Annotated in this window: 18 protein-coding genes; 2 read left to right on the forward strand and 16 right to left on the reverse strand. The window is 55.2% G+C overall.

Features of this window, described 5'->3' with window-relative positions; translation table 11 throughout:
* Positions 1-326 precede the first annotated feature (326 nt).
* Positions 327-2195, forward strand: coding sequence for a cation:proton antiporter (locus tag LVE68_RS15840; RefSeq protein WP_232941408.1), 1869 nt, complete (start codon positions 327-329; stop codon positions 2193-2195).
* 34 nt (positions 2196-2229) lie between these two features.
* On the opposite strand, the gene LVE68_RS15845 is transcribed toward LVE68_RS15840, so the two are convergent.
* The 5 genes from LVE68_RS15845 to LVE68_RS15865 form a co-directional block, all read right to left on the reverse strand.
* Complete coding sequence (locus LVE68_RS15845) at positions 2230-3129, reverse strand: DMT family transporter (RefSeq protein WP_232941409.1); 900 nt, start codon at positions 3127-3129, stop codon at positions 2230-2232.
* 109 nt (positions 3130-3238) lie between these two features.
* On the reverse strand, positions 3239-4195 hold the full coding sequence (locus tag LVE68_RS15850) for a hypothetical protein (RefSeq protein ID WP_232941410.1): 957 nt from the start codon (positions 4193-4195) through the stop codon (positions 3239-3241).
* A 228-nt stretch (positions 4196-4423) separates the two neighbouring features.
* Complete coding sequence (locus tag LVE68_RS15855) at positions 4424-5008, reverse strand: class I SAM-dependent DNA methyltransferase (protein ID WP_232941411.1); 585 nt, start codon at positions 5006-5008, stop codon at positions 4424-4426.
* A 535-nt stretch (positions 5009-5543) separates the two neighbouring features.
* Positions 5544-5978 (reverse strand): hypothetical protein, encoded by a 435-nt coding sequence (locus tag LVE68_RS15860; protein WP_232941412.1) that lies wholly within the window; start codon positions 5976-5978, stop codon positions 5544-5546.
* Entirely contained in the window at positions 5975-7141 is a 1167-nt protein-coding gene (locus tag LVE68_RS15865; RefSeq protein WP_232941413.1) for an alpha/beta fold hydrolase, read from the reverse strand. The genes LVE68_RS15860 and LVE68_RS15865 overlap by 4 nt, the downstream gene beginning before the upstream one ends.
* A gap of 133 nt (positions 7142-7274) precedes the next feature.
* On the opposite strand from LVE68_RS15865, the gene LVE68_RS15870 reads away from it, so the two are divergent.
* Complete coding sequence (locus LVE68_RS15870) at positions 7275-7958, forward strand: MnmC family methyltransferase (protein WP_232941414.1); 684 nt, start codon at positions 7275-7277, stop codon at positions 7956-7958.
* Between the two features lie 87 nt (positions 7959-8045).
* Here the strand turns inward: LVE68_RS15870 and LVE68_RS15875 are convergent, their stop codons facing one another.
* The 11 genes from LVE68_RS15875 to LVE68_RS15925 form a co-directional block, all read right to left on the reverse strand.
* Positions 8046-8666, reverse strand: coding sequence for a sigma-70 family RNA polymerase sigma factor (locus tag LVE68_RS15875; protein WP_232941415.1), 621 nt, complete (start codon positions 8664-8666; stop codon positions 8046-8048).
* A gap of 14 nt (positions 8667-8680) precedes the next feature.
* A complete protein-coding gene (locus tag LVE68_RS15880; RefSeq protein WP_232941416.1) occupies positions 8681-9196 on the reverse strand; it encodes an ArsI/CadI family heavy metal resistance metalloenzyme in 516 nt (171 codons plus the stop codon).
* A gap of 323 nt (positions 9197-9519) precedes the next feature.
* Positions 9520-10977: an amidohydrolase family protein gene (locus LVE68_RS15885; protein WP_232941417.1), complete on the reverse strand. Its 1458-nt coding sequence runs from the start codon at positions 10975-10977 to the stop codon at positions 9520-9522.
* A 326-nt stretch (positions 10978-11303) separates the two neighbouring features.
* Positions 11304-11783 (reverse strand): hypothetical protein, encoded by a 480-nt coding sequence (locus LVE68_RS15890; protein ID WP_232941418.1) that lies wholly within the window; start codon positions 11781-11783, stop codon positions 11304-11306.
* Positions 11784-11859: 76 nt separating this feature from the next.
* The gene (locus LVE68_RS15895; protein WP_232941419.1) at positions 11860-12318 is read right to left on the reverse strand and encodes a hypothetical protein; all 459 of its coding nucleotides are present in this window, start codon (positions 12316-12318) and stop codon (positions 11860-11862) included.
* Between the two features lie 217 nt (positions 12319-12535).
* Entirely contained in the window at positions 12536-13153 is a 618-nt protein-coding gene (locus tag LVE68_RS15900; protein WP_232941420.1) for an RDD family protein, read from the reverse strand.
* 139 nt (positions 13154-13292) lie between these two features.
* Complete coding sequence (locus LVE68_RS15905) at positions 13293-14096, reverse strand: NYN domain-containing protein (RefSeq protein ID WP_232941421.1); 804 nt, start codon at positions 14094-14096, stop codon at positions 13293-13295.
* A 171-nt stretch (positions 14097-14267) separates the two neighbouring features.
* Positions 14268-14783: a YcxB family protein gene (locus LVE68_RS15910; protein WP_232941422.1), complete on the reverse strand. Its 516-nt coding sequence runs from the start codon at positions 14781-14783 to the stop codon at positions 14268-14270.
* 146 nt (positions 14784-14929) lie between these two features.
* Positions 14930-15319, reverse strand: a complete 390-nt coding sequence (locus tag LVE68_RS15915; RefSeq protein ID WP_232941423.1) for a hypothetical protein — start codon at positions 15317-15319, stop codon at positions 14930-14932.
* Between the two features lie 317 nt (positions 15320-15636).
* The gene (locus LVE68_RS15920) at positions 15637-16101 is read right to left on the reverse strand and encodes a hypothetical protein (protein ID WP_232941424.1); all 465 of its coding nucleotides are present in this window, start codon (positions 16099-16101) and stop codon (positions 15637-15639) included.
* 93 nt (positions 16102-16194) lie between these two features.
* Positions 16195-16554 carry a hypothetical protein gene (locus tag LVE68_RS15925; protein WP_232941425.1) on the reverse strand — a complete coding sequence of 120 codons (360 nt, stop codon included), beginning with the start codon at positions 16552-16554 and terminating at the stop codon, positions 16195-16197.
* Between the last annotated feature and the right edge of the window lie 179 nt (positions 16555-16733).

Below are 16733 nucleotides of genomic sequence, written 5' to 3' on the forward strand. Positions count from 1 at the left end.
CGCGCTGGAGTGTCAAGGTGGGGAGGCTGGATGGTAGGCTGAATGGGAAGGCCTGCCGGGGAGGCGCCACAGGGATTGTTGTGCTACCTCTCAATAGGTTAATTCCCTGAATCGGGGTGTGGTTATGGCGGATAAGGCGCTATGGTCAAATAAACGCCAGGAACTGATAGTTACCCACTGGCCTGTTCCAATTTCCCTGTGTTCATCGGTGTAATCGAGCACCCCGGTAACCAGGAGGAGAGCGGCCAGTCGATATCCCGGGGTATCTATTTCGGGCCATTATATTCTCGCACCCAAATACCGTTCGCGATCGGCTGGTCATCACTATGGAACTAATCACCTCGAACCCAATGGCGCTGCTGGTGATGGTGGGAATTGTCTCGATTGCGTGCCAGTACCTTGCGTTTATGCTCAAGTTGCCCGCGATCCTGCCCCTGCTTCTGGCCGGTATCGCACTTGGGCCGCTCACCGGTGTCCTCGATCCCGATGCCCTGTTTGGCGACCTGTTATTTCCGCTCGTTGCACTGGCGGTGGCGATTATCCTGTTTGAAGGCGCCCTGACCCTCAAGTTTTCCGACCTCGCCGGGCACGGTGTCATGGTGCGCAACCTGTGTACGCTGGGTGCCCTGGTGACCTGGTTGATCGCCACACCCGCCGCCTACTATGTGCTCGGCATGCCCATGCAGCTGGCCGCACTGTTTGGCGCCATTGTCACGGTTACCGGGCCCACCGTCATCGTACCCATGTTGCGTACCGTGCGGCCCAATGCCCGGATCTCCAATATCCTGCGCTGGGAAGGTATTGTTATTGATCCCATCGGCGCACTGCTGGCAGTGCTGGTGTATGAGTACGTTGTCGCCGCGCAGGGTGCGTTCGAGCATACCCTGGTCACCTTCCTGAAAGTGGTGGCGATCGGCTTCGGGCTTGGCTCTTTGATGGGATACCTGCTTGGCACCGTGCTCAAGAAGAACTGGATTCCACACTACCTGCGCAATACCGCTGTACTCACCCTGATGCTCGGTGCCTACGCCGCTTCCGACCTGATGACCCACGAATCCGGCCTGCTTACGGTTACCGTGATGGGTATCTGGATGGCCAACATGAAGGGACTGGATGTTGATGACATCCTCGAGTTCAAGGAAACCCTCAGCGTCCTGCTGATCTCGGCGCTGTTTATCCTCCTGGCCGCGCGGGTGGAATTGAGCGCAGTGGTGCAGTTGGGCTGGGGCGCGGTGCTGGTATTGGTGGCGATCATGTTTATCGCCCGGCCGCTATCCGTGTTCCTGTCCTCCCCCGGCTCAGGCCTGAACTGGTGCGAACTTGCGATGCTTAGCTGGATCGCGCCCCGGGGCATTGTTGCCGCCGCGGTTTCCGCCCTGTTTGCCCTGAAACTGGATACGCTGGGGCTGCCAAAATCCGAGCTGCTGGTACCCATGGTGTTCCTGGTGATTATCGTCACGGTCGTGCTGCAGAGCCTGACTTCCAAGCCTATTGCGAAATTACTCGATGTTCGCGCCCCCTATCCGAATGGTTACCTGCTGTTCGGCGGCGGCAAGTTCGCGCGGTTACTGGCCAAAGACCTGCTGGAAAAGGAAATTCCGGTCATTATCGCGGATACCAACTGGGACGCCATACGCGAGGCACGTATGGAAAATATCCCCACCTACTACGGTAACCCGATCTCGGAGCACGCCAGCACCACCATGGATCTTTCCCCCGTGGGCAAGGTCCTGGTGCTGTCCCCCTACAAGCAGCTCAACCCACTGGTGACCTATCACTTTGAGCATGTCCTGGGCAAAGGCTCGGTACTCGGCCTGGGCCAGGGGACCGAGGAGGGGCGGGCCAGCCACCGGGTATCGGAGGAATACGCAAAAAAACTGGAACTGTTTGCGGAGAACGCAACCTACAGCCGCCTTGCCAGCCTGGTGGCGAAGGGTGCAACCATCAGGACCACCAGGCTGACGGAGTCCTTTACCCTTGACGACTACGGGGAAACCTACGGCAACCGCGCCACGCGACTCTATGTGGTAGACCCGCAGGGGCGTGTGCATATCAATACGGTCTCCCATGAATTTGCCCTCAAGGCTGACTGGCAGGTTGTCAGCCTGATCGCCCCGGAGGAGTCCGAGGACAAGCCAGGGGAGAAGTCACCAGGCGCGGCTGGTATTCCAGGGGGCGATGCTCCGGTGGGGTAGGGTTGCAGTAAAGCTGACTCGTGATGATGCCCGCTCAAGACCTTTTAAAGCTGGAACCGAGGCTCAGGGCGGTCACCGTGGACAGTATCAGTACCATGCCGAAAACCTGCGGGCCGGCCAGGCTCTCGTCCAGGACCGCGACACCGAACAGCGCCGCGGTGACCGGTTCGACCATAGCCACAATCGAGGCCACGGTGGGCGCCACGTGACGCAGGCCAATCACATACAGGGCAAACGACAGGCCGGCACCAAAGACGCCGAGGGTGACGAACAGCTGTAAATCCGCTGTATCCAGGACGGTAGTGGCCCGACCGATACCGGCAGGCCAGATCAGCAGCACGGCAACCACCGCGAATGCCACGGACAGGACAGCCTGTGGGCTGCCGTGCGGCGCGGCATACTTGAAGCCGAAGATGAATACCGCATAGGAAACCCCCGCCAACAGGCCGGCCCCCGCACCCAGCAGGGTGATGCCGCTCGCGCTGGCCTTGTAGACCTGTGTCAGCAGGATGATACCGACCATCGCCAGGACAATCGCCGCCAGCTTGAGTGGGGTCGGCCGTTCGAGCCTGCAGGCGAATGAGACGAGGTAGACGAATACCGGGGCGCTGTACATCAGGGTGGCAGCCACCGCGACACTGCCCTGCGCAATGCTGACAAAATAAAACGTAAAGTTACCCGCCACACCCAGGCCGGCGAGCACCGACCAGGACCACAGGCGCGCGTTGCCCAGGCCACTGCCGCGGGGCCGCATCAGCAGCCAGGCGAACACAAACAGGAAGCCGATCGCGCCCCGGCTGAAGGAAACGACAGAAGGTTCCCAGCCGCCGTCGATAAGGACGCCGGCAACGCCGCCGGATAGGCCCCAGCACAGGGCTGCCAGGGCCACCAGCACTGCACCCGTGCCGGCGGGGTGGCTTTTTGTTGGCAGCAAGCTGATGTGCGGCTCCCTCCTCGGTTGCCTGGCACCCTGGGCCAGGAGTGTGACACTGGCGGCGAGCCCCCGTAAATGAGCCGGGGCAGGGCGGGCCAGTTGTGGAGGCCTACTGTATTGCGGCCTGCTCCCTATACCGGGCAATAGCCTCCTCTACTGACGGTGCATCGGCAACAGAGTTACAGGAACCCTGCCGGTAGCCACCGGCCGCCACGGGGCTCACCTCGGTGCCGCCGTCGCTGAACACGCGTACCAAGAAGCCGCCGCCGGAGTTCCTGGCACTGCATCCCTTATCCCCAGCCAGCTTTTCGACAGTACGCTCACCTCCGGTGAAAATCACCTCGGTATGGCACAGCGACGTGCTCTGCTGCTGTGACGGAATCAGCAGGGTTACAGGGTTTGTCGCCGCCCAGGCAATATCCGCGTCACAGTAGAAGCTGAGATCGGATTCACGCAGTCGCAAATCGCCTTTCTCCGCAGCCCACTCTGTGGACTCCTGTGCCACCCGGAATAGTCTCTCCACATCCACCTCGAAGTAGCCATGTGGATGCGTAATAGTGCCATCGCCCCGGGCGATTTCCTGTTCAGAGAACTCCCGGGCCAGGATGGCTTCATGGTGTTGGGCCAACGCGCCGATTTCATCGGGGCTGACATCAATGTCACAGTCGCCGACCCGGCCGGCATCGAAGTCGAAACCAGGGCGGCGGACCTCCGTGGCACCATCCTGGAAGAAATCCACAATGACCGGGCGATAGGTGGTGTCGAACCGGCAGCGACCATTCCTGAGCGCGGAGACCTGCTGGGTAACGCTTGAGCGGACCATCAGGCGAACCGATGCTTTGCATGGCACTGCAACATAGGGGTGTTCGAGGCACTGGCTAGCGGCCTCATTCTGGCGGAGGCGCTTCCTTCCCGGCATGCAGGAAAAACTGATGGCGTCCCGGGCCACTACCAGCCCGGACTCGGCTATGTCTGGATGTTCGGCGTAGACGGCCTCTTCCGCCTGCCGCAGTAGAGCAGGCGTGTCGACAAAAAAGACCGGATTGGCATTACAGAGGGGAGCCATAAGGATACCGAGGACGGGCAGCCAGCGGATATGCGCAGGATTCATCGGGAACCAGCCTGTTGGTTGCGAGGGGGACATGAGTAGCAATAGTTGCGTGCGAGCCCATTGTCCACCAGCGGCAAGGTGTCAGGCCGGATCAGTGGTCGGGGACCGGGGGATGGTGAGTGCCTTATGGAGAAGGAACGGTCAGGCAAGGCCTGCCAGGGCAGGGCGGCGTGGAGGGGGAACTTAACGGCTGCCGACACCCATAACGACGTCCATACTGCCTTCGCCCGCGTCCATAGAGAACGGCACGCTTACCCTGATCCCAGACAGGCCGGCTTCCCTGAAGGTATGGGCGATCTCATCCCTGGAAAACCCGCTGCCGGCGTCCCCGGCTTCCTTCAGCCAGTCCCACTGGACCAGCTGGCCGTTCTCGTTTAGCAGCTGCGTCAACAGCCGCAGCGTCTCCAGGTAATCGGGAACAAAGGCCAGGGCAGAAGATGCGACAATAAGGTCGAATCCTGCCTGGAGGTGCTTATTCTGCTTGATCAGTTCTTCAGTTAACTCGGACTGGATGGTAATGACATTATCCAGCTGCTTGGCGTTCAGTACGGAGATCATCTTCTCCGACGGATCGAGTGCAATGATACTGCCTGCCTGTGCAGACAGCCGTTCTGTCAGTAACCCGGTTCCACAGCCGAAATCCAGGATGCGGGCACCCTTGAAGTCGATGGTGTCCGCAAGCGATTGAAATGCACGCTCTGAATAGGTGACAACGTCACTGTTGCTGTCCCATCCCTCGGCATAGTCATCCCAGCTGTTTGCGCTCATTTCCGGCAGTTTCCCCAGTGTCTGTGCTCGCCCTGAACAGTCGCTCAACAGGAGGGCCAAGCATCATTTGTGTTAGCGGGGAATATATGGGGAGTGCGCCGAATATGCAATTGTATGCCTGGTACCACGTTTAACCTCTTTGCTGGAGCTCACGCGAGCGAGAGCGAAGGGAGTACAGGGGGCACGGGACTTCCGTCAGGTTATGGATGTCAACAGGCCCTTGCATCCTGTTGGGGTGTCGGGAGCGTCAGTCACTGCAGGTGCCGAATTCGTCGCCAGGGCTATTCCCAGGCTTGCGGGGACATGGCCCCTGAAAGAGGCAGGACAGCCGTTGCCACCTGGGCTGACCCGGGTAATCGGGAACTGGTTAACTTACCTGAAGTATGAGTCGCTAGCCCCATTAGTAATATGGTCCTGACTTTCCCGGTTCCTTCCCCAGGATCACAAGCGTTGCTTTAGGGGGATTTTTCACCTTGCCGAAACTGTATTTCCACCATAAGAGGAGGGCGGGGATGCTTGTGGCTACCAGTGGATTTCAGTGCGCAAAGCTCTCGCAGCCGGAGACCTTATAGCCGAGGGCAACCAGGTTGCCTGACTCGGAGAACTGGGTGATGAGCAGGGGCGATTGCGCATTGTAAGTGCCGGTCTTTGACTGCTCCTTAAAGCAGATCTCCACATCCTTGATCCCATCTCGGTTTATGTCCTTAACCCTCACAATGGAAACCTGGTAGCGCCAGGAGTCAGTCTCAATGGTAAAGGCGTCGTCCTTGATCTCTGTAGGTTTCAATCCCAGGTCGGAAAACAGGCGGTCATCCTCTGATCTCCTGGGGCCGAAGGAGTTGCGGAAGGTGGATAAATCCAGTTTTTCATAGATATAGCGGCCCAGGTTGTCACTCGGAAGGTAATCCTCGCGGGAGAAGGCCGGGCTTGCGAGAAGTAAAACGGCAAGGGTCAGTAATAGTTTTTTCATGGCTTCCTCTTCCAGTTCCCATTTTCTTGTTTAAACAACGGCATGAAGGCGTCGGCAAACCGTTCCCAGTCCTCGAACTGTGGCATATGGCCCAGGCCTTCCAGCTCTATCAGCTGGCCATCCTGTAAGGTGCTGGCCACCTTTTTACCCAGCTTCTGGTATTGCCCCAGTGCATAGGTAACCCCGGGCTTTTTAAAGGCCCTGCCCGGGCCGGTACGGTCCCTGGTGCCGATAAGCAGTGCCACCGGCATTTCCAGTTGTGGCAGGTCATACACAATAGGTTCACTGAATACGGGGTTATAAGTGAGGGCGTTATTCAGCGCAACCAGCGGGTAGTCTTCATGCTTTAGCTGGCCAATATGGGTGGCAATCAGCGCTTCATAAGTGTCATTCCACTTTCCGTCATAGTAGTTCTTCTTCTGGTATTGACGGATGGATTCCGGGGTCTTGTTCATTTCAGCGGCCAGGAAAACATTGGTGTCCTGGTAGTCAACATACTTGAGGTAGTCTTCCAGGCCGATGGGGTTGATCAGTATCAGCTTTTGAGTGGCAGGCGAATAATATTTGCTGAACTTGGTCGCCAGCATACCGCCCATTGAGTGACCGACCACAATAGCCTTGTCAATATTCAGGCTCTGCAGAAGGGCGCGCGTATTGTTTGCAAGGCCGGCAAGGGAGTACTGGTAGTATTCCGGGCGGCTGGATTTGCCAAAGCCGACCTGGTCCGGGATAACGACACGATACCCTTGCCCTACCAATGCCCTGGCGACACGTTCCCAGTAATACCCGGAAAAGTTCTTTCCATGGAGCAGCAGTACCACGCCCTGGGGTTCCCCGGCTGGCATGACGTCCATGTAAGCCATCTTCAATGTCTGGCCCTGCGACTTGACCGTGAAGTAATCAACCGGAAACGGATACTCAAACCCATCCAGGGTGGCATTGTAGGGGGGGATGGTCTCGGGCTTGGATTCAGGGGCGCCGAAAGCCGCTGGCGTCACCAGCAAGGCGAGCATCATGGCCAAAGTTATTCGAAGTGTCATATTGCATCCGGAAGTTAAGCAAGCAAGACTGAGCGGGTAACCAATAAACGTTATCAAGCCAGAAAATCCTGACATATCTACCCGGCACAAGCCAATGACCAGATACTGGTCTGCCCGAGCCACTGGCAGTCCTGGTGTTGCATCGTCTTCTGTAACGAGGTTGGGCGTCGTTCCCCAGTTGCTTCACTACCCAACGGGGCGGCGCTTTATGATACATTGCTTGCCCCACCTCCACCTCCACATAGCGAGCACCTCCATGAAACCCTGGATCGAACTCGGCACCGCCCAGATCCCCAACAACGGCGGCACACTCAAGCTGCGCCAGCGCGATCAGGAGTTCTCCATCTCCCTGTCCGGCCCTCGTGGCGAATTAATGAACAGTCGTCGCTTCAACAGTGAGCGGGAGCTTTCGCTGCTGGGCTGCGCCCACCTGAAGACCAGCGAGAATGCCCGGGTGGTGGTGGGGGGCATGGGCATGGGCTACACCCTGGCCGCCGCCCTGGAGGTACTGCCGCCCAGCGCCGAGGTGATCGTCGCCGACCTGATCCCCGAGGTGGTGGAGTGGAACCGCGGCCCCCTGGGCGACTGTGCCGGCCGGCCCCTGGATGACAGCCGCACCAGGGTGCATATCGGCGATGTGCGGGAGCTGCTGGAGAGGGGTGACAGTGAATACGATGCGGTGTTGCTGGATGTGGACAACGGCCCCGAGGGGCTGACCCAGAGCGACAACAACTGGCTGTACTCCCTTGAGGGCACCAGCTGTATCTACGAGAGCCTGACTGCGGGCGGCATGCTGGCAGTATGGTCGGCGGGGCCTGACAGCATGTATGTCAACCGGTTGAAGAAGGCCGGCTTCAGGGTCGAGGTCAAGACCGTGCGTGAGCGCCCCGGGAAGGGGGCGCGGCATACCATTTTTCTGGCAAAGAAAACGACCGCGTAATACGCAAGAGGCGATGGAACTGAAGAATACTCGTGTGGGATTGCCTGGTTGCTTCAGCGTCAGGACTTTTATCTACCAATAGCAGGGTCATCCAGTATTCTTCGTTGGTTGATGCGGGTTCCGTAATGTCGCCATCCCTGGATTGATCCTCGATACAGGCTTCTCACTCCCGCAGCAACTTTCTGATTTGGCGTGGTAGTCACTGACCAGGCCGCCAGTCGTTTCTATATGGCAGCAGGCCGACAGTCTTCTCTTGAGCATGCCACGCGCACGGCTGGCCCGGCTTTTGATTGCGGAGACTGAGACCTGCATTCTCGCGGCGATCGCAGGCATCGTCTCACCTTCTATATCGCTTGCCAGAATAGTCTCCCGGTATAAGGGGGGGAGGTGGGCAACGAATGACATCATGCACTCTGACAGCTCCGCGTGCAGGCTGATATCCTCCTGTTCCAGGTCGGGATAACCCTCCTTGAGCTCCTGCATGTTCTCGCCCCGACTGCGGTAGTAATCCGCCACCGCAGAGCGGGCAGCGGCGTAGAGCCAGCCCACCAGGTTGTTTATCTCCCTGCCATCCCGGTCTGCGGCTAGGGCCTTGACAAGCAGGTCTTGAAGCAGGTCCTCCACCGGCGCATGATCGGGCAGGCGCCGGCGAAGATAGCGACTCAGGCTGTTACGCAGCCCTGAAGAGGCCACGTCTGCAGTTTCCATGGGCTGTTGCGGCATCAAGGTAAACCTCGCCTACAGCACTCTGCCTCGCCTGTGCCCGCCTCATTGGGAAGGCAGCAGTCAACGTGGCCGTCTGCACTATCTCCCGTGGCGCTTAACGGGATACAGCAGGCTTCCTTCTGGGGGGCGGTGCTTTCAGTAAAAGTCTCGAGATCAGCCATGGTGTAGAAGTGCTCCCAGGCAATCCCCTGGGGGTCAAACGTCCAATGTTTCTCGCTCCGTGCATAGCAGCAGGCCGTGTCGCCCTGATCGACAGCCGAAAAGCCAGAAGCGGAATCGGCGAGGGCCCTGAGTTCCGACAGTTCCTCGGTGGAGTCGGCCTGTATACCGAAGTGGTTGATACCAATGGCATGGCCTCGGGAAGACAAAGCGAAGCTAAGTGGCGGGTCCTCCAGCATCCACTTGGCGTAATCCGGTTTCTCTTTGTCCGGGGCCTGTCCAAATAACTTGCTGTAGAAAGTAATATTTCCGGCGAGATTATTGACCGCGATGTGCACGTGAAAACGCTTCATTTCCTGATCCTGTCAAAATTGAAGATAGCAATGCATCCTCTGCGATGCAGCCTTATAGACGGGAGATCTGGAAAAGGTCGCAAAATTCCAGGCTGAGGGGTCTATATTTGCGCCGGCGGGACTGCCTATCCCGGAATTTCCTGCATGGCGTGGGTGACGCCGGCCCCCGCCCTCCAGCCAGCAGGGTCGGGCAATTTCACCGGTCGTTTGGCCCCATGGCGGTGTGAGCCAGACCGTTATCGACCCTGGCTGCAATCATGTGATGGCGCGGCAAGCCGCTGAACAAATTGAGTCGCGTAACGCAAGCGTGATTTACCCCGCGCTCAGATTTCCGGTTGTTGTTTTGTACGGGAGGCGAAGCGCTCCGCCTCGCTGAGCAGTTGCCCTATTGCCGAGGACCCGTAAATTTCGCCGTTGAACAGGACGGTATGGATGTGGCGGGTGTTGGTAATGCTCTCCAGCGGGTTTGCCTCGAGCAGCACCAGGTCTGCGTATTTGCCTGCCTCTACAGTACCCAATTCACTGGAACGGCCGAAGTAGGCGGCCGGGTTGAGGGTGGCCGCGCGCAGTGCTTCCGCCGGCGACAGTCCCGCATCTGCCAACAGTGCCAGCTCTTCGTGCAAGCTGGACCCGGGGTATATCCCCCACCAGTTGGCATCGGTCCCGGCCAGTATGCCCACACCTGCCGCCTGCATCTCGTCAGTAACTCTTGCCAGTGCCGCCTGGAGCCATGCGGAGTCCGGCGATTCACCGAAGAAAGCCAGTTCCCACGCCTGCCAGTCTTTCCATTCCTTCAGGAGGGGAGCGGCGATATAGCGGTTATCAGGGTTGGCGGGCCAGGAGTGGACCCGCTCATGCCTGTACAGCACCAGGGTCGGCACATGCCAGGTCCCTTGCTCGACAAAGGTTTTGAAGAGCTTACGGCACTGTGAGGAATCATAGCGCCGGGCCATCTCCTTCAATGCGCTGTAAGCGGTATCTCCATTCAGCTGTTGCCGCAGGCGATCGCGGATTGCCGGCGATTGGCCGGCGCACTCCTCCAGTATGCCAAAGAGGTGCTCGATCGACTTCTGGCCGGCCCGGGCCGCTTCGGACGCCGTGATCGAGCGGGGCACGTGGCCGACCAGGTCCAGTTGGTGCTCGCGGGCGGCCTCCGCCAGGGCGAAGTATACCGGCCGCGGGACAAGGTTGTGGACCTTGATCATATCCACACCGCGCCCGGCCTCCATTGCCACGAATGACCGGGCTTCCTCGGCCGTGGCGGGCCTCCATGGATCGTGCTCTTCCTGGTCAGGCGCCGAGGCACCGACGGTAAAGCTTGCCGCCGACAGCCGCGGGCCCACCTGGCGGTTGGCCAGAATATCCGCCTGCCACTGCCGAATGGTCGAGATAGGGGCATCGTATCGGGCACAGGGTTCGGGGCAGTCACCGAGCATGATGCGAATCCCGGTGACACCGTGGGCGATAAATACGGGCAGGATCGACTCTCTGCTGATGGTATCCGAGGCTGTATGGGTGTGCATGTCCCACAGCCCGGGGATCAGGTACTTTCCGCTCCCATCTATTATCTGCGCCCCGCGGGGAGTGGCTTGGCTGGATTTCTCCACCGACGCGATCTTGTCACCCTGAATAACTACATCCTTACCCGGCTCCACGATACCTCTTTCAACATTGACCACGGTAACATCGCGGATGACTACCGGTGCGGGCATTGCAACCGCACACCCCGGGGGCGCGAACAGCAGGAAAGTGCTGAGCAAGCTGTAGAAATTGGCTCTCACACTGGTTCTCCGTTTCGGTGCTTCACACCCTGCCTGTGGCAGGAAGAAATCTGGCACGATCAGATTGTGCTGGTCTGCTGCGTGTGGGTGCTACTAACTTCAGTAAGTAGGCCGTTATCCTGGATAACCTGGGGGCTTGGCCATAAAAACTGCGAAGCCCAGCCCGGGCATCCGGTTCCGGGCGTAACAGTGACTCGACGATTTACTTATGGATCCTCCAGATCCTTCACTGACTTCCCTGGTATTATTGCTCCCAGCACTCTACTAACCGGGACTGGTGGACAATATCTTAACCTGGCCTCAACAGTTCTTTATATCGCCTTCCTCTAGTTAGCCTCGGCTTCGAAAAGTGGTCTTCCTCTCAAATATATGATGCTAGAAATCAGTGTCGATACAAGCGTTAATGCCAGGACAGAAATTACAACCCCTATTTTTGGTATCTCACCCTGAGGATAAAGGTCGCCTGGAATCGACGTGTGGGGCTGAGCTAGTATGATGAATGCCGCTAGAGTGCAGGAAGTCGCATGGACGATGAGGACAAAGAAAAATGCTTCCCTATTTATCCTCAGGTTTTTATGCAAGGAGTTGCAGATTGCGAAAACTACAGGCCAAAATATCGTCATCAGCGCCATGGGTACTTGTATATCGAATAATCGATCAATTGGCACCTGGCTTTGACTTTCATCAAATAAGGCGAGCGGGGTGTCGAACACTAGATAATAGACCGACCGTCCCAGTATTATCAGGGCTACACAGAGGATAAGTAGCCGTGCGTTTTTCGGTTGAAGCAAATCCTTTATATTCATTTCATTTCGTCCTTAATGACGGAGCTTCTACTCTGATGATACGGGGAACACTATTGGATAGCGTGGTGCCCCACTTTTAATCAGGGGGGGGGGTGGTTGCTACGTTATCAGGCTCGCTTGAGTAGCCATAGTAAAACGGTATTGTTAACAGTGAAAATACTACATTGATAACCACAGCGGTTTGAATCCCAGAAGTTAATTCTCCCTCTAGAATCTCTGCGAATACTGCGCCAAGGCATAAAACCAGGAGCGAGACAGTCATACCGTATATTAGTGATGAATTAATCGCCAATTCATTAATTTCTTTGTTGTGTGTAAGTCTGATGGTAAGAGCGATGATGCCATTAAAGAAAATGAATGGAATACTCACTGCAAGGCTAATTAAAATGATTTCCAAAGGTGATGAGGCCTGGAGTAGTTCTATATAAAAAACATATAGTGCAAAGGATGCAGGTGCTACCATCAGGACAATGATTATTGTTAAAAACGCGTAATCGCCACGGTTAAGTGATCTTAACTTCTCTTTGATGTCCATTGTGGTGCAGTGGTCGAGCCGGCCGTCTATAACGGCTGCGCTAAAGATCCTGTCAGGTAAAATTTAAGAAGAGGTGCGATACGCTAAAGATTTTGTGCCGTCTTTTCCCATGCTGATTATTGCTTCAGTCATGTTTAAGCCATGTCTTCCGTTTCGGCCATGCGGGGTTTTGGGCATACGATTTTATAGTGCATGGACCATCTTTTGCCGAGGACTATCACCTCCGGATACCTTTGTAATGCCCATTCATACCGTCCTGGAAGTACTCTACCCTGGTTTGCACAATGTGGTCATGAATGCAGCGCTTGTCCGCCCGAAAAATGAACAGTTTGTTGATAACGTCTAAAGGGGAGAAGACCGCAAAAGCCGTCTTGAGCAAAGGCCGGTAGAAAATGAGCGTATCAAAATCGGGCATCTTGCCCTCCATATCCCGAATGGAGATGCCGAGTATTTTCTTGCCTACTGTTTGTCCCCTTTCTAGCAGCAGTGAACTATTGATCAATAGAAAGGCGAGGTAGCCATATGTGAGCAGGAACAGCGGATACATCACCGGGTTATTCTCCGCGTATTTCGTGCCAACAAGGATGGCCACCGGTATGAAGGCGACCATAATGACAAGTCCGTCAAGAAAGGCAGCCAGCAAACGCTCGGTCCGGCCGGCAGTGCCTACTTTCGGGACCGGCACTTCTTCCGGGTGGGAGCGCTTTCTCTGTTCGATCCTGTGCAGTATCTCCCGGGCCCGTTCCGGGTAGATATCCTTGTTCACACCGGAGTAGGCTTCCTGTAGCTGCTGGAAGTTATATTTTTTGAAATCAGGACAGCTATCCATTTCCATTGCCTGTTTAGCTTTTTATTCTTAATTATTCATTATCGTACAACAGTTTTGATATCGGCTGTATATAAACATGTCCGATAAATAGTCTTATCGCCCAGAGCCAGAATGCTGGCCTGGATCGGCAAACTCTACTGTAAAGTCACGCATGTTCTTCTACCTTGGATGTGCTCGTTCGGCGCTTGGCTTTGGGTTTGGTGCGCTTCACTCGATAGGCGATCTGGTTGCCATTGCCTTCCTTTTTCGTGATTTCCAGCTTTCCTTTCAAATTCTCCAATAGCTGCGAGAACTTGGCGGCCCCGTAGGAGCGCGGGTCGAAATCCGGCATCGAGCGCTTCAGGAAGCTCCCTGCCGCAGAGGCGTTGGCCCAGCCGCTATCGTCCTGGAACTGCTCCCAGGCCTTGGTGAGTAGCGGGATCAGCTCTTCCGGATCACTCTGGCCCTTCCTGGCTGCCGGTGCTTTCTGCTTGTCCGCTGCCTTCGACTCTGCGGGCTCGTCATCGCCGCCCAGATTTTCGGTGAAGATAAAGTCATCACAGGAGTTGCGGAAGGAAATAGGCGTCTTGCGTTCGCCGACGCCGAACACGAACATCTCGTCCTCGCGCAGGCGGGCGGCCAGTTTGGTGAAGTCGCTGTCACTGGAGACCAGGGCGAAGGCATCAAAGCGCTTGGAGTAGAGCAGGTCCATGGCATCGATGATCATCGAGGCATCCGTGGAGTTCTTGCCGGTGGTGTAGGCGAATTGCTGCACCGGCTGGATGGCCAGCTCGTTGAGGGATTTCTTCCAGTTCTTCAGGTTGTCGCTGGACCAGTCGCCATAGGCACGCTTGATGACGATATGGCCGTGTGCGGAAATCTCGTCCAGGATCGCCTTGACCTTGGAATACTGGGCATTGTCCGCATCGATCAAAACAGCGATTTTCTTGTGGTCATCGAGGTCTTTCATTGCCTTCCTTGCTCCTGTTATTCCGGGCGCTCAATCAGTAGGGGTTGGTTAATGATTCCTTACCTGCCAAAATCCAACTCTGACCCCAATTATTTTTCTACTTTGAATCCATGGGTGTATCGAGTTTGGCGGAGCTGTGCACGAATTCTCCTGGCCGTGCCTGGAGTTGATTCAAGCTTCTCCATTGGCCCTGGCAATGATCTCGGGCACCAAATCAGCAGGAAACAGCGATTTGGACAAGTACTGCCGGCCGCCGGATTTGGCCACCAGAATCAGTCCCAAATCGGTTTCAATGACGCGCTCTATATCAGGCCACAATAGCGCTGTTTGCGTATGGGCTGTCTGGGTCTGGATACCGTGATCATCTACAGTTAATTGCACTTCGGCGCCCGCACCCTTGCCCCACATCTGCCGTGTCAACCACCAGGCGCGCCGGAATCGAATATGCAGCAGCTCCAGAATCGCTAAAGCGATCAATATGTAACCGGCGACCTTGGGCTGCTCTGTGAACGACAGTATGCCAGCACCGGCAGCAAACAGTAATAGCGGGAACAGGTAGTTGGGTTTGGCACCTTTACCGTGGGGCAAAGACTGATCGAAACACTCGGCAAGGTATTCGCGGGATAGCGTAAATTGGGTATTAAACGGTTGCACGGGAGCCACGGGTTGTATTTGGTTGCCTGTCATGTCTGAAGTTATACCTTGCCCCAGGGATTGTAGAAAGGTGTTTTGGGACTTCTCCAACCCTGGTGGGCGAGGAACACAGCCGCGAGGGACGACATTCCCAGTACGCCGCCAACACCAGCTCGCTGGTGTGCCCTTGCTTGGCCTCGTCAGGAAGATCTCCAGATGCTACTGGCAGAATAAGCATACTTATATAAGCCCCAGAAATAGGGAATCATCAGAGCAGATACCACCAAATATCCGACCAGGGCTTGCACTACGCTTACCTCTTGCGCTGCAGATGCAATATCTTTGTCTAAAAGCGGCATAGCCAGCACACTAATGACAAGCAACACAAAATAGATCTGCCAGAACCTCTGTGATATGTACCTTTTTCCTCTTGCTCGGCCCCAGATCGCATATAGGCCAAAGTATGTCAGAACAATTAAAGGAAGATCTTTTATAAAATCAACTGGTTGATAGGCCCCCGACAGTCCTAAGATAAGTTTATTGCCAATCCCCAGTGCAACTATCAGTAGGGTATAGATGAAAATTATCATGGAAGTTCCTTTTTTCTTGCCTAACGTCTTGGTGGGCCGGCGGTACGGAGCAGTGCACAGTACCGGTGGGCTCAGGATCGGATTCTGGTTGCCTGTGATTCTTTTGTATGTATTTAAGAGCCCCAGGGTTAGTCACATAAGTGTGGCCAGATCAGGCTTAAGGCACGCTCTTATTCTGAGTAATCCAGTGCCAAAATGTTGATCTGACCCCAATTATTATTGGCTTTAATCTGGCGGGTTAGATTGGGTGTCAAAATTTTACTCTGACCCCAATTATTCCGGAGGGTCGCAGGCCCGGAGCAAATTGCCCGGCCTTGTTATGCATTGCCAGCGGACTCCATTTTAGACTCGATGAATTCAATTAAATCTTCTAGGTTTTCGGTATGAGTAGAGATATATACCTTACCATGCTTTCCAGCGCTCGCTACGACTGCCTCTATCCCGTTATTACTGAATGGGTAAAGTTCTTTAATCTCTGAAAGAGGGATGCTATTTGTAAGAAACCAATAGTTCCGTCCAATTAGATTTTCATTTTCGATTCTTATAGATGCAAATCTGAATGCCGCAGCTATTAAAAAACCGAACACAGCAGAGAATGCAAATATACCTAAGAAAAATAAAGGTAGCTGCCATAGTGCGACATGCTCAAATGTCTTTTCTAAATTGAAACCCGAAGCAAAAAGCCTCGCTATGAAAACGAATGTAACAGGTATGGATATTGCCATACTCATAAACTTCGTAAGCTTCTTGCCCAGCCCTATCCAGTCTACTTGGTACTTCACTAAGCCTCCTTTGATGCATAACGCCGCGGTTTGGGGCTGACATGGAGCGCCAGCGGAATGGCAGTCCCAGCCGAAGGCGACAACACCGCCTTGTTATGTGTGTTTTGCCCGAAACTCTCTCTCATCAATCTCCGCCTGTTTTTCGATCTTGCGAACACCTTCAACTACTGCCTCGATCGATTTGGCCCCTTTTAGCAAAAGGCTAAATTGGGAGCATTTCTCCGCTAGATCATCGACTTCGAATAGTGCACCGCTTTCCCAGAACTCTTCGGGAAGAAAACCTCTTCTATATGGGGCATCTATATCTCGGTTGATTGCTTTATTTATTAGGGAAGAAGCCCGACTTAGTATATTTTTGGCCTCTATATATGAGTCAGAGTATTTGACCAATAATGACTTAAATTCCGAGGCAACTTGAGACAGCTCGTTTTTATTAATCTTCTCGCTAAACATCCTGAACTCTCATAGACACATAACGAGCCTGTAGAAAAACAGGATGACAACCTGATATCCCATCGGCTCTCTTTCTTATAAGTTTAATGATCACGATTTAAACACATCCGTTTTACATAATCACTCATTGCACGTATTAAGGGCCTCTTTTGCGCAGACGAGTGTGGATATCCCTGTGA

The organism is Microbulbifer sp. YPW16 (assembly GCF_021290385.1).
GTDB classification, from domain to species: Bacteria; Pseudomonadota; Gammaproteobacteria; order Pseudomonadales; family Cellvibrionaceae; genus Microbulbifer; species Microbulbifer zhoushanensis.